The sequence below is a fragment of the Mucilaginibacter sp. cycad4 genome (assembly GCF_034263275.1).
Taxonomy (GTDB): domain Bacteria; phylum Bacteroidota; class Bacteroidia; order Sphingobacteriales; family Sphingobacteriaceae; genus Mucilaginibacter.
The window spans coordinates 3,566,713-3,587,424 of record NZ_CP139559.1 but is presented as its reverse complement, the minus strand read 5'-3'; the positions used below and the strand labels follow the sequence as shown (position 1 = coordinate 3,587,424).

The following is a 20,712-nucleotide window of genomic DNA, read 5'->3' as shown; positions in this document are numbered from 1 at the left end:
TTTCTTTAAGAATTACCAATGATAAGCCACTGAGATACCTGGTATATAAACATCGGTTTTAAATGTGCCCGATAGCTGCGATTCGATATTGGTTTGGGTACGCTGCATCAGGTGCTCATACTCAAAGGAGATATCTATATCGAGGTGTTTGGCTACGGTATAACCTAAGCCCAGGGTACCATAAACCCTGTTGGCGTCCGGAACTTCAGGAGTTACATAACCATCCAAAACAGCGGTACCGCCATAGCCGCCGCCAAAGCGCAGGGCCAGTTTATCGGCAGCCTTATATTGAGCGCCTCCGCGTAAGCTAAATGCCTGCTGGTAATTCCGGGCAGAGTGGGTATCCTGTAATACAGCCGTATTGTTTTTATAATCAAACGATAGGGTTTTATAACTATCCCAGTTAACCAGGTTAACATCCATGGCCAATATCCATTTGCTACTGGGGTAAAAGCCGAAACCGATGGAATTAGTGGCCGGCAGCGGTATGGTTGAGCTAAAAGTATTAGGTTGCGGAAAGCTGCTTTGCAGCGATGCCGGTACTTTAAAAATAGCATTCCCTCCCGAAATTGTGGTATTTACCTGCGACCGGTGTGTGATGCCTATGGTAATGCCCGCCTCTGTTTTGAAGTAAACGCCCGCATTCCATCCATAGCCTTTGCCGCTGCCTTTCAACCGGGCCTGGCCTGCTTCACCGTTGCTGTTGGCAAGTGGAATGGCCCGCGTCAAATCAACGCTGCCATGGTTGTAAACGAAGCCTCCGCCAATGCTCATCCAGTCGGCCAGTTTTATACTTAGTGTTGGCTGAATATAAATGGCTTTCAGGTCGAGGCTTTCCAGCACATATTTGCCTTGCCAGGTATTGCCCCAGTCGGTTAAACCGCCAAAAGGGGTATAAACGCCAATCCCCAGTTTCCAGAAGGACGATTTGGGCCCCCATACCGCATAAGCATGGAACGGAGTAGCAACTTTATCGGAAGTATGGTTTTGTATTGATGTTCCGGCAGGATTGAAAACAGATTTGAACAATAAGGGGCTTATCCCGCCCTGTATGTAATTTTCGGACAGCATAGCCACTGCGCCCGGGTTAAAAAATACGGAAGCGCCATCCTGCACGATCCCCGTACCTGTATGGCCCATTCCTATTTGCTTTTGCCCCCCCAGGTTCACCTGGAAACCCTGGGAAAAAGCTAACAGCGGTGCTGCGGTGAGCACCAATAGTAGAATTTTTCTCATAAAAATATAATTGGTTCGTGACAGGAAATTGCTTGTAGGTTACAATTTGAAACTGTCAGGGATAAAATTAGTTTGGATTAAAAAGAAAAAAAGGGCTATAATGCGGAGATATTAGTCAAAAAGTCGGATAAAGCTTATTTTTAATATCAGATAAGAAAAATTGCTTTACAACCGTCTTTAATAAATACAATAGTTAAATTATAATATCGAAACTATATGAATAATAAAGTTGGACAATTAAGCCTGTCGAAATTTGCAGATCTGTATGCAGACAAGCTGGCTGGTGCCGATTTTTTTGTTGTTGACGAAAAGCAATTATTGAGCTTGAGCGAATATCCTTATCGTTCGGATGGTTATATTATAGGCATTTGTACCCGGGGCACAGCCAAGGTTGAAGTAAACCTGCAGATCTATGATGCCCGGCCGGATGCCATGCTTCTGGCAACCCCTTTTCATGTTTTAAGGATCTACGATAGCAGTGCCGATTTTTTATGCCGGTTTGTTGTTTTCAGCAAAGCTTTTTTAATCGAAAATAATGCCAACAGCCATTTCCTTGAATCATTCAGTTATTTCAATAGCGCATCTATCCCTGTAATTTATCCGGGCAATGCCGATGCGAAAATGATACTGGAGATTTATTTACTGATCCAGCGAAAATTAGCAAGGGAAGGTCACCCTTACGATGTTGAAATATCCAGGAGCATTTTAATGACACTGCTTTATGAAATACAGGCTATTTACGAAAAGCAACACCTCATAATAAAAGGTAAACAAACCAGGAAACAGGAACTGAACGTGCTTTTCCAGTCCCTCATTTTCCATCATTACAAAGAACACCGCAGCGTGCAGTATTATGCCGATGCGCTGTATGTATCTCCCAAACATTTAACCGAAACCATTAAGGAAGTAACCGGGAGAACCGCAGGCGAATGGATAGACGATGCCGTAATACTGGAAGCCAAGGTATTGCTGAGAAACCATGAGATAAGCATAGCGCGGGCCGCCGAAAGTATCCATTTCCCTGATCAATCGTCATTTGGCAAATATTTCAAAAAACATACCGGTATGTCGCCCTCTGATTATAGGGCGATATCGGCGCATTGATTGGTTAAAGGAAACCAAAACGTGTTATTAGTGCGTAAAATCAGCGGCCTCCGAAGGAAAGTGACATACCCTTGTCATGCCGAATTTATTTCGGCATCCCATAGGACAGGTAGACCGCTTTGCTTAGCATGGTTGCTTAGTGAGTGGGGTGCTGAAACAAGTTCAGCATGACTTTAATTTTTATATGTCATAGCGCCGCTCCTCCTCTTAATGATATTTTTTGTGTCGTCAAACACTTCTACCATTATCACCTCACGCCATCCATCACTCCAGACATTTCCGACTTTTTGACTAATATCTCCGCATTGCTGCCCTTTCTTTGGCTTGATAATGCCTCTAATTTTACCCTTGATTATAAACCAATAAAACTTTATGAATGCCACAGAACCGATGAAAGCCATAAAAGGAGGTGAGTTTCTGATCAGGGAAACTTCCGCCGATAGCGTTTTTATTCCTGAAGAATGGAATGAAGAGCAGTTGATGATCGCCGAAACATGTACCAATTTTTTGGCACAGCAGGTAACCCCAAATTTGCAGCGCATTGACGAACAGGAGGAGGGATTAATGCGTCATTTAATGGACGAGGCAGGGGCACTTGGATTGTTAGGCATTTCCGTGCCCGAAGAATACGGCGGTTTTGGTAAGGATTTTAAAACTGCCATGCTGGTTACTGAAAAGCTGGGTGCCGGTCACTCATTTTCCGTTGCTTTTTCGGCACATACGGGTATCGGAACCATGCCTATATTATACTATGGCAATGATGCCCAAAAACAAAAATATATTCCTAAGCTGGCAAGCGGTGAGTGGAAAGGGGCTTATTGCCTTACAGAGCCTGCTGCGGGTTCGGATGCCAATTCGGGTAAAACCAGGGCAAAGCTTTCGGCCGATGGCAAACATTATCTCATCACCGGGCAAAAAATGTGGATTACCAACGCGGGTTTCGCAGATGTGTTTACCGTTTTCGCCAAGATAGACGATGATGAAAACCTGAGCGCATTTATTGTTGAAAAGGATTTTGAGGGACTTTCTCTCAATACGGAAGAACACAAAATGGGGATCAAGGGCAGCTCAACCCGCCAGGTATTTTTTAACGATTGCAAAGTGCCGGTTGAAAACCTGCTTTCCGAACGGCAGAATGGTTTTAAGATAGCCGTTAATATACTGAATCTTGGCCGCATTAAATTAGGAGGCGGCACAGTTGGCGCAAGTAAGGATGTGATCACCTCATCGGTACGTTACGCCAATGAACGGGAACAGTTCGGTCGGGCTATTTCCAAATACGGAGCGATAAAATATAAACTGGCTGAGCAGGCTATCCGTACCTATGCCGCGGAATCGGCGGTGTACCGTGCCAGTCAGAATATGGAGGAGGCTACAGAAATGTTAATAGCATCCGGCCTTGATGAAACCAAAGCCAAATTAAAAGGGACTGAGCAATACGCAATAGAAGCGGCGATCCTTAAAGTTCACGCATCGGAAGTTTTGGATTATGTAACCGATGAAGGTGTACAGATTTACGGTGGCATGGGCTACAGCGCCGAGGCGCCGATGGACAGGTCGTACCGCGATTCACGGATCAACCGCATCTTTGAGGGTACCAACGAAATTAACCGCTTGTTAACGGTTGACATGATGCTGAAACGCGCCATGAAAGGCGAGCTCGACCTGATGGGGCCGGCCCAGAAAGTGGCGGGTGAATTGATGAGCATCCCCGATTTTGGCGCAGCCGAAGAGGATGGCTTGTTTACCAAAGAGAAAAAATACATAGCCAATTTTAAAAAGGCCATATTGATGGTAGCCGGTGCGGCTGTTCAAAAACTAATGACGCAATTGAGCAAAGAGCAGGAAGTATTGATGAACCTGGCCGATATGCTGATTGAGCTTTATGTGAGCGAATCGCTGCAGTTGAGGGTGGAGAAACTGGTTGGTTTAAGGGGCGAAGATGCCTGTAAAGAACAACTGGATATGATGCGGGTGTACATCAATGATGCTGCTGAACACATTGCCAAATCGGGCAAGGAGGCGCTAAACTCATTTGCCGAAGGCGACGAAAGAAGGATGATGCTGATGGGGTTGAAGCGTTTCACCAAAACAGAAGACATCAATACCACCCAGGCACGCAGAAATATTGCTGCAAAGCTCATCGCTGAAAATAGATATTGCTTTTAGCTTTTTTAATCCCCTCTTGAGAGGGGGCGCGAAGGAACGAGTGGTGGCAGGGGTGTGTTATACAAGCAATAAGCCGCACGTAGAATAACACACCCCTCCACCCCTCTTGAGAGCAGGGCTGTTGCATTCTAAATATTATAAGTTAACTTGAGGTCAAAAAAGTTAGGATGGATAAGAGCATATTAGCGTATTTATCAGAGTTACCGGATATAAGGCGAAAGGCAGGCCAGCGCCATGACCAGACTTTCATTCTGTTGCTTGTGTTAATGAGTACAATGAGCGGTTATCATGGCTATCGTTCGATGGGTGATTTTATAAAGCGGAATGAAGTCGATCTTTTGGCCTTCTTTCAGCCTAATAAAGCCCGCCTTCCAAGCTTTTATACTATAAGACGTGTAATACAAGATTTAGACTTTAACAGCTTAAATGAGAGTTTCCATAAATGGGCCAGTCAGCATATTGATTTGTCTAAAAATGAATGGCTACATATAGATGGTAAGGCAATGAAAGGGACGATGAGCGATTATTCTCTTGACAAACAACGATTTGTAAGCCTGGTAAGCTTGTATAGTAGCAGGAGTAATCAAGTCGTTGGCCATGGTTTAGTTGACAACTCAAAACAAAGTGAAATCTCTGTAGTTCAGCAGCTTATTTCCAGTTTAGGATTACAGGGGGTAACGTTTACACTTGACGCATTACATTGTCAAAAAAAACGGTAGAGGCTATTATTGATACAGATAACAATTATATAATAGGTGTGAAGAAGAATCAAAAGAACCTTTACAAAAAGATCGAAACCATTACATCGGACGAGGCAATGGTTTGTAGTAAGTTTGTTGAGTTGTTGAAAAACAAAGGGCGAATAGAACGTAGAACAGTTTGGGTGTACCCGGGAACAGAGGAAATCAGTAACACATGGGCTGGGGTAAGCCAACTTATTAAAGTGCATCGCTGGGTAAAAGAAAAAGGACGTATCCGGGAAGAATACGCCTTTTTCATCAGTAGCTTAATCGGTAATGCGCAAATATTCTGCCATGGTATTAAAAGCCATTGGAGTATAGAAAACAGTCTTCATTGGGTAAAGGACGTGACATTTAACGAAGACGCTTCACGAATTAGAACATCCAATGCGCCTGAAAATACTTCTGTGTTCAGAAACATAGTTATTAATGTATTTAGAATAAATGATTACCCAAACCTCGCACAAGCGCAAAGGCTTGTTTGCAACGATATCAACAGGTTGAAACAACTATTAAATTAGAATGCAACAGCCCTGCTCTCAAGAGGGGAATCGCACAAGCCCACGCTTTTTACTCCTTGTGTTAACGATAATAGCGGCATGGAGTCTTCATTTCCCTAAATAATATCAACCTAAAAAAACAAAATTCTGATAATGAAAATATTAGTGTGCATAAGCCAGGTGCCGGACACGAGCACCAAAATTGTATTGAAAAATAATAATACCTCGGTTAACAGTGATGGTGTTACCTGGGTGATCAACCCGTACGATGAATGGTATGCGTTGATCAAAGCTATCGAATTAAAAGAAAACGGTATAGCCACCGATGTTCACCTGGTAACTGTGGGCAGGGCCGATGTTGAGCCCGTGATCAGGAAAGCGCTGGCGTTGGGTGGCGATGAAGCCATCCGCATCGATGCAGAGAGCAACGACCCTTATGAAATCGCTCATTATATAGCTGGATATGCTGCCGGGGTTGGCTATGATCTCATCTTATGTGGCAAAGAATCTATCGATTACAATAACGGAACTACAGGCGCCATGCTGGCCGAATTGCTTGATCTCGATTACATTGGTTTTGCAACCGGGATCAGCATAGAGGCCAATACTGCTGTGGTAACACGTGAAATTGAAGGCGGCGAAGAAACAGATGCCTGTAATTTGCCGGTAGTAATTTCCTGCCAAAAAGGTGTGGCCGAAGCCCGGATCCCCAATATGCGCGGGATAATGGCTGCCCGTACCCGTCCGTTAAAGGTTATTACGCCTTCAGGAATAACTGCTGTAACCGAAATATTGTCCTACGAGTTACCGCCTGCCAAGTCGGGTATCAAACTGGTAAACCCGGACAACCTGGATGAACTGGTGCAACTGTTGCATACGGAAGCTAAGGTTATTTAATATCATGTTTATTGCCCGGCGATAGGTGCCCGGAAGATTTGAAAAGCATGGAGATTGTGCGATTCCCTCCCAGGGGAGGGAATTAAAAAATCTACTGAACACTTATGGTGTCCGCACCGGAACATCTCAACTAAAAAAAATAAAAAATGTCTGTAATAGTATTGGTAGAACATACCGGAGGAATTATAAAAAAACAAAGCTTTGAAGCAGTGCAATATGCCGCGCAAATAGCCCAAAAAATGGATACTACGGTAACCGCACTTGCTTTAGGAAGCGTTACCGCTGCCGAAATGGAAAACCTTGGTCAGTATGGTGCGCAAAAAGTGCTGCGCGTTGCTGATGGCCGATTGGACGAACTGCATTCAAGGGCCTATGCCGGCGCATTAATAGCCGCAGCGCAAAAGGAGAATAGTAAAATAATTGTAACCCTTCATGATGTTAAAGGCAGGGCAGTCGCCCCGCGGGTGGCTGTAAAGTTACAAGCTGGCCTGGTAGCCGGAGCGCTTTCATATCCTGATACAGACAAAGGCTTTGTGATTAAAAAGGCCGTGTTTTCGGGCAAAGCGTTTGCCTATGTAAACATTGTAAGTGAGGTAAAAGTAATTATGCTGATGCCTAACACCTTTCCACTTCAAAAGCTGGAGGGTAAAGCAGTTGTTGAGCAGCTGGGTATTACTTTTAGCGAAAACGATTTCGGCGTAAAAGTGAAATCGGTGAACAAAGTAGTTGGCGAGGTACCACTTGCTGATGCCGAGCTGGTTGTTTCGGGAGGTAGAGGTTTGAAAGGCCCTGAAAATTGGGGCATACTGGAGGACCTGGCAAAAGAGTTGGGTGCCGCTACGGCCTGCTCGCGCCCGGTGGCCGATTCGCACTGGAGGCCGCATCATGAGCATGTGGGGCAAACAGGCGGCACCGTTCGCCCAAACCTGTATATCGCGGTGGGGATCTCCGGGGCTATCCAGCACCTGGCAGGGGTTAACGGTTCAAAAACTATTGTAGTGATCAATAAAGATCCCGAAGCCCCATTTTTTAAAGCAGCCAATTATGGTGTTGTGGGTGATGCAATGGAGATTTTACCGAAGCTGACAGCCGCAGTCAAAAAATTTAAGGAACATCATCAATAAAATAATCAAGGCTATGGAGTTTTTTTATGAAGGACAGGTGCTGTGGTCGCAGATAGACTCGAACCAGCACATGCGGCACTCCGCCTATGCCGATCTTGCAGCACAGGCGCGTATCACCATGCTTGAAAGCCTGGGCTTAAAGCTGCCTACACTTTATGAATACAAAATAGGACCTGTATTATTCAGGGAAGAGTTGATCTACCTGCGCGAGATTGGGATTAACGAGCAGGTAAAAGTAACATGCGAGCTGATCAAATCCCGGCCTGATGGTTCGCGCTGGGCAATCAGGCACGAGCTGTACCGGGGCGATGGGGTTAAAGCTGCGATAATAAATGCCGAGGGTTCATGGATAGATATGGAAAAACGCAAACTCGCGGTATTACCTGCAGCGCTAAGCGAAATGTTTATGAAAGCGCCCCGCAGCAGCGATTACGTTGAAGAGGGCAGTTAACTTAAGGGGAAAAAAGCGCGGGATTGCGCGATTCCCCTCTTGAGAGCAGGGCCGTTGCATTCTAATATTCAGTTCTTAATAACACGCACGATTAAGCGTCTACGCTTGGTCGTTTGCCTTAATTGAGCGTCCACGCTCCCGTAATATGTTATAAACGTAAGCGTGGACGCTTACTTTGGTTATAATTCAAGCGAAGGACGCTTGAACTTGCGAAACATAAATTAGAATGCAACAGCCCTGCTCTCAAGAGGGGTGGAGGGGTGTGTTTCTGCTTTGATAAGCCTGTAGCAGAAACACACCCCTGCCATCACTCGTGCCTCCGCGCGCCCTCTCAAGCTACAGTGTGTACACAAGTATTATATAAAAGAAAATGTCATTTCGATTGAGCAGGGGCGGGCTAAGAAGTGGGGCGAAAGAGAAATCTTCTACATCAGGCTCTACAATCATACTTATAAAAGCAGGGCGTAGAAGATTTCTCCTCACCCCCCTGCGCGCTAATTCTTCCACCAGGTTCGTTCGAAATGACATTTTTTTCAATTATTGATAGAATTTAAAAGATGTGTACACACAGTAGCCCTCTCAAAAGGGGATTTTAAAATCTTTATACAATTAATTGCTTAAGTTAACGGCTAAGCTATGTTGAAGAGGCCAATCCAACCTGAAATAATTTAATATAACAATTAACCGAAACTAATTAATCAGCTTTAAGCTTTAAACCTTCTGCTTTTAGCTTTTAAATAATTTATCTATGACCGACCTGAATGATGCTTTTGAAAAAGCAGTTAAAGAGAGTAAAGAATTGCCTTCAAAGCCTGATAATGAAACATTATTACGCCTGTACAGTTTATACAAACAGGCAACGGAAGGTGATATTAATACAGAAAACCCTCCGGGTATGTTTGATTTTGTGGCTAAAGCAAAGTATGACGCATGGTTAAAACAGAAAGGCACTACTGCCGATGATGCCATGCAGCAATATATCCGGCTTGTAGCGCAATTATCAAATAAAACCAGCTAAATTTAATTCCGAAATATTGACAAATGTTTCCGCCGTTTAGACCTTTATAAAGCGCTGCAGAAATAGATATTTGTTATTATAAACCGCCCGGTAATTATGCCGGGACTAAATTATTTAACCATTTTATAATTCTACCTGTCTCTTTTTTAGAAGGCTTCTGATGCCGGATCTTACTATTCGGTAAAATCTGAAAAGCATGTACCTGCTTTAAAAAAGAGCTGTTTTTAATTATAAAAAACACCTAAGGCAATGTCAGTATCAAAAAAACATTTCGTCCGTTTTGCATTAATCCTGCTAACGGTTGTAGCTGTAAGTATCAACGCAAAAGCGCAAACCGATAAAATTGAAGGCTTATGGTACAATGATGTAAAGAGTGCCAAAATCCAGATCACTAAGGAAAGCAACGGCAAGTTTTATGGTAAGGTGGTATGGCTTAAGGAACCCTTAAAAAACGGGAAGCCTAAGGTCGACGAAATGAATACCGATGAAAAACTACGCTCCAGACCGAGGCTGGGTTTACCTGTATTGGCCGATTTTGTAAAAGACGGCGATAACAAATATTCGGGCGGAACAATTTATGACCCTAATAACGGTAAAACGTACTCCTGCAAAATGACCTACAAAGGTGAAACCTTGGATATCCGCGGATACATCGGTATTTCGCTTTTCGGGCGTACAACAACCTGGTCGCGGGCCGAATAAATTAAAGAATTAATAAAACAAGCAGATACTAATGGATGCTAAACGAATTATAAAAAAGGTTGCAGTATTGGGGTCGGGAGTAATGGGCAGTCGTATCGCCTGCCATTTTGCAAATGTCGGCGTACAGGTACTGTTGCTTGATATTGTACCCAAGGATGCCCCGCCGGCAGATAAGAAAGCGCGGAACAAAATTGTGAATGACGCGCTGGATTTTGCTCTGAAATCAAACCCTTCGCCCATCTATCTCAAATCGTTTGCAAAACGTATTACAACCGGCAATTTTGAAGATGATATGCCCAAAATTGCGGATTGCGACTGGGTGATAGAGGTAGTGGTTGAACGGCTGGACATTAAGCAGCAGGTGTTTGAAACTGTAGAGAAATTCAGAAAACCCGGAACGCTCATCACTTCAAACACATCCGGGATCCCGATACATTTAATGGCCGAAGGCAGGAGCGATGACTTTAAAAAACATTTTTGCGGCAGCCATTTCTTTAACCCGCCGCGATATTTAAAACTTTTGGAGATCATCCCCACAAAAGATACACAGGCAGGCGTCATTGATTTTTTGATGGAATATGGCACAAAGTACCTGGGCAAAACCACGGTGTTAGCCAAAGATACCCCTGCGTTCATAGGCAACCGTATCGGTGTGTTTAGCATCATGAGCGTGTTGCATTATGTACAGCAAACCGGTATGACTGTTGAAGAGGTTGATAAGTTGACTGGCCCCGTGATAGGTCACCCTAAATCGGCCACATTCCGCACCAATGATGTGGTGGGGCTGGATACCATGGTGCACGTTGCTAACGGGCTTTACCAAAACGCTCCTGATGATGAGGCCAGGGAGTTATTCAAGATCCCTGAATTTGTAGATGGGATGGTGAAAAATAACTGGCTGGGCAGCAAAACCGGTCAGGGATTTTATAAAAAGGAAAAAGGTGAAGGAGGAAACCAGTTTTATGCGCTTGACCTGAAAACGCTTGAATACAAACCTTCTCAAAAGGTAAAATTTGCATCGCTTGAAACTACAAAAGCGGTTGATAACCTGAAAGAAAGGCTCAGAATCCTGATTGCGGCAAAAGACAAAGCCGGCGATTTTTACCGCAGCACCTTTTACCAGTTATTTGCTTATGCCAGTAACCGCATCCCTGAAATAGCCGACGAACTTTATAAAATAGATGCTGCCACCAACGCCGGTTTTGGTTGGGAACTGGGCCCCTTTGAAAAATGGGACGCGCTTGGTGTTGAAGATACGGTAAAAGCCATGGAAGCTGCCGGGAATAAACCGGCTCAATGGGTTTACGACATGCTTGCGGCGGGAGCAAAGAGCTTCTACAAAGTAGAGGATGGCAAACGCCTGTATTATGATATCCAATCGAAAAGCTACAAGGTAATTCCGGGTACGGAAGGGCTTATCTTGCTCAATAATATCCGGGAAACAAATACGGTGTGGGAAAACAGCGGTACTACCATTACCGATATTGGCGATGGCATCCTGAACCTGGAGTTTCATACCAAAATGAATACGATAGGCGGCGAGGTAATAGAGGGCATCAATAAAGCCATCACCCTTGCCGAAGCAAGTCACAAAGGGCTCGTTATCTCAAACGAGGGTGCTAATTTCAGCGCCGGGGCCAATGTGGGTATGATATTTATGATGGCCGTTGAGCAGGAGTTCGACGAGCTGAATATGGTAATCAAGGCCTTTCAGAATACGATGATGCGGATCCGCTACTCGTCTGTTCCGGTGGTGATAGCGCCTCATCAAATGGCTTTGGGCGGCGGCTGCGAAATGTGCCTGCACGCCGATAAAGTGGTAGCGCATGCCGAACTATATATGGGCCTGGTTGAGTTTGGTGTTGGTTTGATACCGGGAGGCGGAGGAACGAAAGAGTTTGCCCTGCGCCTTTCAGACGAACTGCAGGAAGGCGATGTTGAACTCAATAATTTCCGCGACCGTTTTTTAACCATCGGCCAGGCCAAAGTATCAACGTCGGCCTATGAGGCTTTTGAATTTGGCTACCTCAAAAAAGGCAGGGACGTAGTCGTGGTATCCCGCGACAGGTTACTCGCCGAAGCTAAACAACAGTGCCTGCAAATGGCAAATGAAGGGTACATACAACCTATTCCGCGCGGTGATATCAGGGTGCTGGGCAAGCAGGCGCTGGGCCTGGGTTACGTAGGTGCCAATACCATGTACAGCGGTAATTACATCAGCGAGCATGATGTAAAGATCTCGCAGAAACTGGCTTATGTGCTTTCGGGGGGCGATCTGTCCCAGCCCTCAATGGTGAGCGAGGAATATTTGCTGGGGCTGGAACGTGAAGCCTTTGTTTCGCTTTGCACCGAAAAGAAAACGCTTGAACGGATCCAATCTATTTTAACCGGCGGAAAAGTGTTAAGGAACTAAATTTTAATAAGTATAAAATCTCAATAAAATGAACGCATATATAGTGGCAGCCAGCCGCAGCGCTGTTGGAAAAGCTACCCGGGGCGGGTTCAGGTTTACCCGTCCGGATACGCTTGCGGCAGATGTTATCAGGCATCTGCTGGCATCGGTGCCCAACGTTGATAAAGAGCAGATAGACGATGTGATAGTAGGCAACGCTACGCCCGAAGCCGAACAGGGATTGAATGTAGCCCGGCTCATTTCGTTAATGGCGCTTGATACGGACAAGGTTCCCGGCATGACGGTAAACCGCTATTGTTCATCGGGCCTCGAAACAATAGCCATCGCGTCGGCAAAAATACACAGCGGCATTGCTGATTGCATTATTGCGGGTGGGGTGGAAAGTATGAGCCTGATCCCGATGGGGGGATGGCGCATTGTTCCTAACGCCGATATTGCCCTTGCTCATCCAGATTATTACTGGGGCATGGGCCTCACCGCCGAAGCTGTTGCCAGGGAATATCATATCAGCCGCGAAGAGCAGGACCAGTTTGCTTATAACTCGCATCAAAAAGCCATCAGCGCCATTAAGGAGGGCAAGTTTAAAGAGGAAATAGCACCGGTAAATATCGTGGAGACTTATGTCGATGAGAGCGGCAAAAAAAAGAAACGGGAATTTAAGGTTGATACAGATGAAGGTCCGCGCAGCGATACCTCAATTGAAGCATTGGCTAAGCTTAAACCTGTATTTGATGCAAAAGGCGTGGTGACTGCCGGCAACTCGTCGCAAACCAGTGACGGGGCAGCCTTTGTAATGGTAGTTAGCGAACGCTTTTTGAAAGAAAATAACCTTAAACCCATTGCCCGGCTGGTTAATTATGCCGTTGCAGGTGTACCGCCCCGGATCATGGGGATAGGTCCGCTGGTAGCCATTCCCAAAGTGTTAAAAATGGCCGGGATGAAGCAGCAGGACATAGAGTTGATAGAATTGAATGAAGCCTTTGCTTCACAATCATTGGCCATAATAAAAGGCCTGGAGCTTAACCCCGACATTGTAAATGTAAACGGCGGCGCCATATCGCTTGGGCATCCGCTTGGCTGCACCGGGGCCAAACTTTCTGTTCAGCTTTTTAACGAATTGAAAAGGCGCGAAAAAAAGTATGGCATGGTTACCATGTGTGTAGGCACCGGGCAAGGCGCAGCGGGTGTATTTGAACTGTTATAGGAAATTACCTTTATCTAAACCATTGCAAGCATGGAAAAGGCGACAAGATTGTTTGATTGCATGATTACCCAGGCTAAGGAGCCCAAGGTTGATCTTTTGAATGCAAAGGAGAATGGTTCCTGGAGGTCATACAGCACCGAAGAGGTGCATACGATGATTAACCAGCTATCTTCGGCTTTGTTGGATCTGGGAGTTTCGGGCGGTGACGGCACTACCGAAGGCCGCGATAAAATAGGGTTGATAAGCAGCGGCAGGCCCGAGTGGATCATAACCGATCTGGCAGTACAGCAAACTGGCGCCATATTGGTCCCGCTATACCCTAATACAGGCACTAAAGAAATTGAGCAGATCCTGAACGAGGCCGGAGTTAAATATGTATTTGTAAGCAGTAAAGATCTATGCGATAAGGTTAAAGAGGTTCATTTAAATATCCCATCGTTAAAAGCCATTTTTACTTTCGATAACATCGACGGATGTAATCATTGGGGAACATTGCTCAATCCTTTAAAAGAGGATTCTCTGCAAAAAATACAGCAAATAACTGACCAGATCACCGAAGACGATGTGGCAACCATCATTTATACTTCGGGCACTACGGGCCGACCAAAAGGGGTAATGCTTACACATAAAAACATCATGACCAATGCCTCGGCATCCGGCGACATCCTTAGCCGGATCCCGGTTACAGAAAAACGTGCTTTGAGCTTTTTGCCGCTGAACCACATTTTTGAAAAGATGTGTACCTATGTTTATCTCTACTACGGTTTTTCTATTTATTACGCCGAAAGTATGGACACCATCGGTGCAAATATGAAAGAGGTAAAGCCTTCCCTTTTTACCGCTGTGCCCCGTTTGCTCGAAAAAGTGTTTGAGAAAATTATGGTACAGGGACAGAAACTAACCGGTATTAAGAGGAAGATCTTTTTCTGGTCGGTAAAACTGGCCGAAGCGTATGAAATTAATAATACCAGCCTGCGGTATAAGATCAAGCTGGCCATAGCTGATAAACTGGTTTACAGTAAATGGCGTGCTGCCATAGGCGGAAATATAAAGGCCATAGTAGTTGGCAGTTCTGCCTGCCCCATAAAACTGGAAAGAATTTTCACTGCTGCTAATATTGTTATTATGGAAGGTTACGGGCTTACCGAAACGTCGCCGGTAATTGCTGTTAACTGTTATGAAAAAAGCGGCCGGAAATTTGGCACCGTAGGCCGTTTGCTGAGCGGTGTGCAGGTGAAGATAGCCGCCGATGGCGAGATCCTTTGCAAAGGGCCGAATGTGATGTTAGGCTATTATAAAAACCCTGAACTAACGGCAGAGGTACTGGAAGACGGATGGTTCCACACCGGGGATATAGGTGAGCTGGACAAAGATTCGTTCCTGAAAATAACCGATCGTAAAAAAGAGATCTTTAAAACATCGGGCGGTAAATATGTGGCCCCGCTACCCATCGAAACTAAGATGAAGGAAAATTATTTTATTGAGCAGATGATGGTTGTTGGTTCGGAAAAGAAATTTGTTGCCGCATTGATCGTTCCATCCTACACGCATTTAAAACCCTGGTGCAAGGAAAATGGTATTGCGTTTACAACTAACAATGAATTGGTTAAAGATGCGAGGGTGATTGAGCTTTATCATTCAATTATCAGTACCTATAACCCCGAATTTAACCATGTTGAACAGGTGAAGAAAATAACCTTGCTTCCTAATGAATGGTCGATAGACAGCGGTGAGCTTACCCCGACAGGTAAAATGAAACGGAAGGTGATCACCGAAAAATACAAAACAGAAATAGATAAAATGTATCCCTGCGAAGTGAGCGAGGACCCTACTCTTGTAAATTAATTGATGAATACATTTCAAACAACCATACAGGGCAAATTGGTTACAATTACGCTCGACAGGGGACGGTCAAATGCCATCAACCACGAAATGGTTAAGGAACTGGATGCCTGTATAAAAACGCTGGAGAATGATGATAATGTAGGAGGAGTTATTTTAACCGGGAAGGAAGGCTTTTTCTCCTCGGGGATCGACCTGATTGAGGCTTATGATTATAACGAAGAGCAAAGCCGCCAGTTTTGGATAGATTTTTTGGCCCTGCAAAGCACTTTAGCAGCTTTCAGGAAGCCAATAGTAGCGGCGATAAGCGGGCACAGTCCGGCCGGGGGCTGTATATTAGCCATTTGCTGCGACTACCGGGTAATGGCAGCGGGAACATTCATCATCGGGTTAAATGAAGTACCAGTAGGGATCATCGTTCCTGATAGTGTGTTTAGTCTGTATGCATTCTGGCTTGGCCAGCGTAAGGCTTATCAATATTTAATGGAGGGTAAGCTCCTGAAAGTAGACGAAGCGCTGGACGCCGGGCTGATCGATGAGATTTCCTCCCCGGATAAGTTAATGAACGCGGCAGTAGAAAAGGTTACAGCTTATATGAAACTGAATCCTGTTACCTGGACGGAGAGTAAATTGAATTTACGTAAGGAGCTCACAGGCAAATTAAAGGCCGATCAGACCGATACCTTGAACAAAATGCTGAAGCAATGGTGGGCACCCGAAACCAGGCAGGGCCTGCAAATGATGATCCAAAATTTAAAATCAAAAAATACCCCTGTAAATTAACCGATAATGACAGATCCGACAATTCCGAATAATACTACGACTGCCGGCCCTGCCGGTGGAATGTTAAGAGATGATGCCTTGAAAGGGAAAACCATCATAGTAACCGGCGGCGGAACAGGTTTGGGCAAGGCAATGGGGACTTACTTTTTGCATTTGGGCGCTAACCTGGTAATCACCAGCCGTAAACTTGAGGTGTTGAAGGAAACAGCCGCCGAAATGCAGTCCACGACCGGCGGAAAGGTATTACCAATAGCCTGCGACGTACGCAAATATGATGAGGTTGAAGCGATGCTGCAACAAGCCATTGAGGCGTTTGGACAGGTTGACGTACTGTTGAATAACGCGGCCGGTAATTTCATTTCACCTACGGAGCGTTTGTCGGCAAATGCGTTTTCGGCTATCATTGATATTGTTTTAAAGGGTTCGGCCAATTGCTCGCTGGCTTTGGGTAAATATTGGATCAAAGAAAAAATGCCCGGTAATATATTGAATATTATTACCACCTATGCCTTTACCGGCTCGGCTTACGTTGTGCCCTCGGCCTGTGCAAAGGGTGGTGTGCTGGCCATGACCAGGTCTTTAGCCGTTGAATGGGGCAGGCATGGTATCCGTGCAAATGCCATTGCGCCTGGGCCATTTCCTACCAAAGGGGCCTGGGAAAGGTTGTTGCCCGGTGATATGGCCCAGAAATTCGATTTTAAAAACAGGGTGCCGCTTAAACGGGTAGGGGAACACCAGGAACTGGCTAACCTGGCCGCCTTCCTGGTATCTGATTTTTCAGGGTATATCAACGGCGAAGTAATTACGATCGATGGTGGGGAGTGGCTGCAGGGGGCCGGACAGTTCAGCGGGTTTGAAATGATACCGGATGAAATGTGGGATGATATTGAGAAAGCTACGCGGTCGGCGTAATGCCTGTATTAATTATCGTTATGGGGAAGTAAGCTTTCGAATGCTTTTTTACTTTCGTCGAAAACTTTTAAGTCTTCTTCTGTCCAGGTTGAAACTTGAGATATTTTCTTTTTGTAGGAAGAAGCCTGCGACTTAACTCCCTGTTGTATGGTTACGCCAAGCTCTTTAAGTATTTGTTTGACCAAAATGCTTTTTGCATTGGGTACATATATTACCAATTTCTCCACTTATATAAAGTCTAATATATTTTTACAATTAAAGAAAAAAAATGTAACTTGCTTACATGAGCAAAGTAGCATTAAAAATAGAACATTATACTTCAGAAGAGTTACGATCCCTATTGAGGAAAGACGAGAAGTATCAACAGGCGATAAGATTATACGCCTGTTACCAGGTTTCTTTAGGTAAGCGGCCACAGGAGTTGGAATCGATTTACGAAACGTCTTTTAAGTCGATTTGCAATTGGGTAAACCGTTTAAATGAAGGCGGGATAGAGGCATTAATAGATAAGGTAAAACCGGGAAGAAATAACCGGCTTACGAATGATGAGCTACAATCGATAAAAGCTGTATTGTTAAATAAGCAGCCCGATGATTATGGATTTAACAGCGCCACCTGGACAGGGCCGTTATTGATTGAACTGATCAGGAAGGAATATCAGGTTGAATATAAAAAAGCGCAGATATACAATATATTAAAGAAGTTAGGTTTGACATTTCAAAAGGGTAAAGGCCTGTATCCCGAAGCACAGGACAGGGAAGAAAAGGTAAATGCTTTAAAAAAAACTCCGGGGGTTTCGGCAAGCTGATGCGGTAATCGTATTTGAGGATGAAGCAAGTTTGTCAAACACAGCTACAGTTTCGTATATGTGGGCAGAAAAAGGTAAGCAGCCGAAAATAAATCAAAAACAACGAAAAAGAGAAAGGAAAACTTTGTTCGGTTGTATTGAACCTGAAACCGGGATTGTAATCACCGGTAAAGCCGACAAAGGCAATACTGTCAGCTTTTTTAGTTTCCTGCTATTGGTAACGAAAATGTACCGGGACCGTAAGGTGATAATGGTTCTGGATAATGTGCCCTATCATCACGCCAAAAGACTGAAACCGATATTGGAGCGATACAGGCACAGGATAGAATTACTATACCTTCCAGCGTATTCTCCCGACCTGAATCCCATTGAGCGGGTTTGGTGGTATATGAGAAAGAAGATTACTCATAATCGGTATGTTCACAATCTGGAAGACCGGATCAATAGCTTTGACGTCTTTATGCAGGATTTCAAAGTTGAAAATGATCTCGGAAAGAATTTAGCTAAATTAATTGTAAATATTTAATGTACTTTATATAGTTACTAATTAAAATTGAAAAATATACCCATCTAATTGTTCTGTGATATCCGACTCATCGGGAGTATCAACAGATTTGCAAATTATTTCAAAATTATGTTCAGCTTCTTTATCGTCAAGATCTGCTTCAATAACAATTTGCGCGTGAAAGGTCTGCTCTTGTTCTAATGTTATAGTATTAGATTCACATCCATAATATCGATCATCCTCTTTATCATAAATGGCGTAGGAGCAGTCCTCATATGTTACGTCTAACTTATATTCTATTTCACCGGTAACTTGAAGTGTTGTTTCAAGACTATCACTCATATCCTCAACTTGATAATCGGTGATCTCAATATGAGTTATTAATACATTATCTATGCTTATATCGAAACCGATCTCATCCTTTATTTTAAATATAAAAGCATCTTTTATTTTCTGAATAATTTGTGTCTGGTTACTGTAATAGATTTTTGAAATTAAATCGTATTTATCAGAATGAAGTTGTTTGTTTATTTTATCGAGTAAACTAGAAAGAGAATTTTCAACTATTATATTTTTAAAGGAAAAACCATCAAAATCTTTATCGCCACTTATAAAATACATGTTTTGTTTTTCTCTTTGACACCAGTCCTCTACTGCGCTGATAACAAATGCGTCAGGAAATTCACTCTTTTTTTTACCAATGCCAAATGGTTGCTCATGTTTGAAATATTTAGAAAATATTTCTCCCAGGTCTACTGCCGAATAATCTATTATAAAAACCCTTGAAGTTTTAATGATTTCTTCTAATTGGCTTAGTAGTTCTTTAAATGCTTCGTCTATATCAAATGGTCGGAGTTTAGTGTAGTTCTTACCATAAGATAAATTTTTGATGATTTTACCGTTATTATTTATTGCTTTGTTGAATTTATTGATCTCCGACGATGAACGTTGCAAGTCTTCTTTAATATTACTTTTGATTTCATTTATTGTTATTTCAGTCAAAAACAAATTAATATGACCGGCTTCGGCTAAATCAAAAAGCTCATTAAGTCTCGGGCTGTTAAAATAATTATTCTGCACAAATGTCTGTGTATCTAAAAAGATATTCCTCGTCTCCAGCATTACCTTATATTTAATTAAGCAATTTAAATATAAAGAATTTTAACACAAACTCTTTGGAAGTACTAATATTAAATACGATGAAAAATCGAATAGAAAAAATAAATTTAGCAGGGCAGTTCAGCTATGAAAGTGTCTAAATAAAAAAGCCCTCAGCATTTGCTAAGAGCTTTCCAAAATATGTTTTCCTACAAGGGCTCGAACCTCAATCTTCAGAGCCAGAATCTGACGTGTTCAGTATTTAGCGACATTCTCAAGGCTTAGTACCATTAATCCGTCCGAAGAATATTCATCTAACAGGGATCCTTATAGAAAGACCAGAGCGCGTGTCGGCCTAACCGGTTAACATATCAGTGTTAGATAGTAAAGCCCTAATGATTCGGATTTATCGCCTGCTTTCCACTGTGTAGACAAAACTGTCTGCCTTATAATAACCAAGATTGTACTCCATAGGACGATCGCCCTGATCAAATACAAAACGCTTTCTGACCAGCACCGGCTCTCCGAACTTAATTTGCAATTTATCTGCTATCAACGCGTCTGCGGCATGGGCACTGATCTCTTCTTTGGAAAGTGAGGCAATGGTCGAATGCTCCTGTTCAAGCATTTCGTATAAAGGCAATTTGAAATCTTCATCTCCTGATAACCCTATCCTCGGATGAAAATAGGATATAAAATAAACGAACGGCCCGTCCGGCTTTCCGCGTACTCTTTCCATTTTTAATAATTTTTTATCAGGCTTAATCTCAAAAAAATTTACAAGTTGTTCGTCGGGCTCAACCCAGGTAACGTGCAGTTCAAAGTTTTTAATAGCGATGCCACGTAATTTCATTTCCTGTGAAAAGCTGAGCCAATTATTAGATTTTGAACTCACCGTTGATTGGTTGACCTTGGTACCGGTTCTTTTTTTGCGGATAAGCAAGCCTTCAAAGACCAGTTTGTTTATAGCCTGGCGAAGTGTGGTTCTTGATATTGCCAAAAGTTTGGCAAGTTCTACCTCGTTGGGCAACACCTTGCCGTTCTGGTAAATATCTTCGGTAATTAACTTTCTTAAGATTTCCTCCGCCTGGGCATGAAGTGGTACGGGGCTTCTATGATCGATGGAATACTTCATTTTAAATGATTGGCACAATGATAACAATTTTGGCTGGTTGAATGAAATGTTCATACATAATAATGTGTTTT

Annotated in this window: 18 protein-coding genes and 1 pseudogene; 15 read left to right on the top strand and 4 right to left on the bottom strand. The window is 43.6% G+C overall.

Features of this window, described 5'->3' with window-relative positions; all coding sequences use genetic code 11:
* Positions 1 to 12: 12 nt before the first annotated feature.
* Positions 13 to 1,236: an outer membrane protein transport protein gene (locus SNE26_RS14415; protein ID WP_321554641.1), complete on the bottom strand. Its 1,224-nt coding sequence runs from the start codon at positions 1,234 to 1,236 to the stop codon at positions 13 to 15.
* Between the two features lie 216 nt (positions 1,237 to 1,452).
* On the opposite strand from SNE26_RS14415, the gene SNE26_RS14410 reads away from it, so the two are divergent.
* The 13 genes and pseudogenes from SNE26_RS14410 to SNE26_RS14345 all read left to right on the top strand — a co-directional run bounded on the left by SNE26_RS14410 (position 1,453) and on the right by SNE26_RS14345 (position 17,095).
* The gene (locus SNE26_RS14410) at positions 1,453 to 2,340 is read left to right on the top strand and encodes a helix-turn-helix transcriptional regulator (protein ID WP_321554640.1); all 888 of its coding nucleotides are present in this window, start codon (positions 1,453 to 1,455) and stop codon (positions 2,338 to 2,340) included.
* Between the two features lie 372 nt (positions 2,341 to 2,712).
* Positions 2,713 to 4,509: an acyl-CoA dehydrogenase family protein gene (locus SNE26_RS14405; RefSeq protein ID WP_321554639.1), complete on the top strand. Its 1,797-nt coding sequence runs from the start codon at positions 2,713 to 2,715 to the stop codon at positions 4,507 to 4,509.
* A gap of 167 nt (positions 4,510 to 4,676) precedes the next feature.
* A pseudogene (locus SNE26_RS29550) lies at positions 4,677 to 5,770 on the top strand (ISAs1 family transposase).
* A gap of 132 nt (positions 5,771 to 5,902) precedes the next feature.
* Positions 5,903 to 6,646 (top strand): electron transfer flavoprotein subunit beta/FixA family protein, encoded by a 744-nt coding sequence (locus SNE26_RS14390; protein WP_321554636.1) that lies wholly within the window; start codon positions 5,903 to 5,905, stop codon positions 6,644 to 6,646.
* Between the two features lie 146 nt (positions 6,647 to 6,792).
* Positions 6,793 to 7,770 carry an electron transfer flavoprotein subunit alpha/FixB family protein gene (locus SNE26_RS14385; RefSeq protein WP_321554635.1) on the top strand — a complete coding sequence of 326 codons (978 nt, stop codon included), beginning with the start codon at positions 6,793 to 6,795 and terminating at the stop codon, positions 7,768 to 7,770.
* 13 nt (positions 7,771 to 7,783) lie between these two features.
* The gene (locus SNE26_RS14380) at positions 7,784 to 8,221 is read left to right on the top strand and encodes an acyl-CoA thioesterase (protein WP_321554634.1); all 438 of its coding nucleotides are present in this window, start codon (positions 7,784 to 7,786) and stop codon (positions 8,219 to 8,221) included.
* A gap of 748 nt (positions 8,222 to 8,969) precedes the next feature.
* On the top strand, positions 8,970 to 9,239 hold the full coding sequence (locus tag SNE26_RS14375) for an acyl-CoA-binding protein (protein WP_321554633.1): 270 nt from the start codon (positions 8,970 to 8,972) through the stop codon (positions 9,237 to 9,239).
* 249 nt (positions 9,240 to 9,488) lie between these two features.
* Positions 9,489 to 9,941 (top strand): DUF2147 domain-containing protein, encoded by a 453-nt coding sequence (locus tag SNE26_RS14370; RefSeq protein ID WP_321554632.1) that lies wholly within the window; start codon positions 9,489 to 9,491, stop codon positions 9,939 to 9,941.
* 31 nt (positions 9,942 to 9,972) lie between these two features.
* The gene (locus tag SNE26_RS14365) at positions 9,973 to 12,354 is read left to right on the top strand and encodes a 3-hydroxyacyl-CoA dehydrogenase/enoyl-CoA hydratase family protein (protein ID WP_321554631.1); all 2,382 of its coding nucleotides are present in this window, start codon (positions 9,973 to 9,975) and stop codon (positions 12,352 to 12,354) included.
* Between the two features lie 28 nt (positions 12,355 to 12,382).
* Positions 12,383 to 13,558 carry an acetyl-CoA C-acyltransferase gene (locus SNE26_RS14360; RefSeq protein ID WP_321554630.1) on the top strand — a complete coding sequence of 392 codons (1,176 nt, stop codon included), beginning with the start codon at positions 12,383 to 12,385 and terminating at the stop codon, positions 13,556 to 13,558.
* 30 nt (positions 13,559 to 13,588) lie between these two features.
* A complete protein-coding gene (locus tag SNE26_RS14355) occupies positions 13,589 to 15,403 on the top strand; it encodes a long-chain fatty acid--CoA ligase (RefSeq protein WP_321554629.1) in 1,815 nt (604 codons plus the stop codon).
* A 3-nt stretch (positions 15,404 to 15,406) separates the two neighbouring features.
* Positions 15,407 to 16,183, top strand: a complete 777-nt coding sequence (locus SNE26_RS14350) for an enoyl-CoA hydratase/isomerase family protein (RefSeq protein WP_321554628.1) — start codon at positions 15,407 to 15,409, stop codon at positions 16,181 to 16,183.
* A 6-nt stretch (positions 16,184 to 16,189) separates the two neighbouring features.
* Positions 16,190 to 17,095, top strand: a complete 906-nt coding sequence (locus tag SNE26_RS14345) for an SDR family oxidoreductase (protein ID WP_321554627.1) — start codon at positions 16,190 to 16,192, stop codon at positions 17,093 to 17,095.
* An 8-nt stretch (positions 17,096 to 17,103) separates the two neighbouring features.
* On the opposite strand, the gene SNE26_RS14340 is transcribed toward SNE26_RS14345, so the two are convergent.
* Positions 17,104 to 17,322 (bottom strand): hypothetical protein, encoded by a 219-nt coding sequence (locus SNE26_RS14340; RefSeq protein WP_321554626.1) that lies wholly within the window; start codon positions 17,320 to 17,322, stop codon positions 17,104 to 17,106.
* A 56-nt stretch (positions 17,323 to 17,378) separates the two neighbouring features.
* Between SNE26_RS14340 and SNE26_RS14335 the strand changes: the two genes are divergently transcribed.
* On the top strand, positions 17,379 to 17,903 hold the full coding sequence (locus SNE26_RS14335; RefSeq protein WP_321554625.1) for a helix-turn-helix domain-containing protein: 525 nt from the start codon (positions 17,379 to 17,381) through the stop codon (positions 17,901 to 17,903).
* 7 nt (positions 17,904 to 17,910) lie between these two features.
* Positions 17,911 to 18,429: an IS630 family transposase gene (locus tag SNE26_RS14330; protein ID WP_321560018.1), complete on the top strand. Its 519-nt coding sequence runs from the start codon at positions 17,911 to 17,913 to the stop codon at positions 18,427 to 18,429.
* A 21-nt stretch (positions 18,430 to 18,450) separates the two neighbouring features.
* Here the strand turns inward: SNE26_RS14330 and SNE26_RS14325 are convergent, their stop codons facing one another.
* Together SNE26_RS14325 and SNE26_RS14320 are read right to left on the bottom strand one after the other, a co-directional pair.
* Entirely contained in the window at positions 18,451 to 19,530 is a 1,080-nt protein-coding gene (locus SNE26_RS14325; RefSeq protein ID WP_321554624.1) for a PIN domain-containing protein, read from the bottom strand.
* Positions 19,531 to 19,912: 382 nt separating this feature from the next.
* Positions 19,913 to 20,695 carry a GntR family transcriptional regulator gene (locus tag SNE26_RS14320; protein WP_321554623.1) on the bottom strand — a complete coding sequence of 261 codons (783 nt, stop codon included), beginning with the start codon at positions 20,693 to 20,695 and terminating at the stop codon, positions 19,913 to 19,915.
* Positions 20,696 to 20,712 lie beyond the last annotated feature (17 nt).

Excerpts from the sequence above, each read along its gene's own strand:
- SNE26_RS14415 (WP_321554641.1), bottom strand. The coding sequence starts at position 1,236 with ATGAGAAAAATTCTACTATTGGTGCTCACCGCAGCACCGCTGTTAGCT.
- SNE26_RS14410 (WP_321554640.1), top strand. The coding sequence starts at position 1,453 with ATGAATAATAAAGTTGGACAATTAAGCCTGTCGAAATTTGCAGATCTG.
- SNE26_RS14405 (WP_321554639.1), top strand. The coding sequence starts at position 2,713 with ATGAATGCCACAGAACCGATGAAAGCCATAAAAGGAGGTGAGTTTCTG.
- SNE26_RS14390 (WP_321554636.1), top strand. The coding sequence starts at position 5,903 with ATGAAAATATTAGTGTGCATAAGCCAGGTGCCGGACACGAGCACCAAA.
- SNE26_RS14385 (WP_321554635.1), top strand. The coding sequence starts at position 6,793 with ATGTCTGTAATAGTATTGGTAGAACATACCGGAGGAATTATAAAAAAA.
- SNE26_RS14380 (WP_321554634.1), top strand. The coding sequence starts at position 7,784 with ATGGAGTTTTTTTATGAAGGACAGGTGCTGTGGTCGCAGATAGACTCG.
- SNE26_RS14375 (WP_321554633.1), top strand. The coding sequence starts at position 8,970 with ATGACCGACCTGAATGATGCTTTTGAAAAAGCAGTTAAAGAGAGTAAA.
- SNE26_RS14370 (WP_321554632.1), top strand. The coding sequence starts at position 9,489 with ATGTCAGTATCAAAAAAACATTTCGTCCGTTTTGCATTAATCCTGCTA.
- SNE26_RS14365 (WP_321554631.1), top strand. The coding sequence starts at position 9,973 with ATGGATGCTAAACGAATTATAAAAAAGGTTGCAGTATTGGGGTCGGGA.
- SNE26_RS14360 (WP_321554630.1), top strand. The coding sequence starts at position 12,383 with ATGAACGCATATATAGTGGCAGCCAGCCGCAGCGCTGTTGGAAAAGCT.
- SNE26_RS14355 (WP_321554629.1), top strand. The coding sequence starts at position 13,589 with ATGGAAAAGGCGACAAGATTGTTTGATTGCATGATTACCCAGGCTAAG.
- SNE26_RS14350 (WP_321554628.1), top strand. The coding sequence starts at position 15,407 with ATGAATACATTTCAAACAACCATACAGGGCAAATTGGTTACAATTACG.
- SNE26_RS14345 (WP_321554627.1), top strand. The coding sequence starts at position 16,190 with ATGACAGATCCGACAATTCCGAATAATACTACGACTGCCGGCCCTGCC.
- SNE26_RS14335 (WP_321554625.1), top strand. The coding sequence starts at position 17,379 with ATGAGCAAAGTAGCATTAAAAATAGAACATTATACTTCAGAAGAGTTA.
- SNE26_RS14325 (WP_321554624.1), bottom strand. The coding sequence starts at position 19,530 with ATGCTGGAGACGAGGAATATCTTTTTAGATACACAGACATTTGTGCAG.
- SNE26_RS14320 (WP_321554623.1), bottom strand. The coding sequence starts at position 20,695 with ATGAACATTTCATTCAACCAGCCAAAATTGTTATCATTGTGCCAATCA.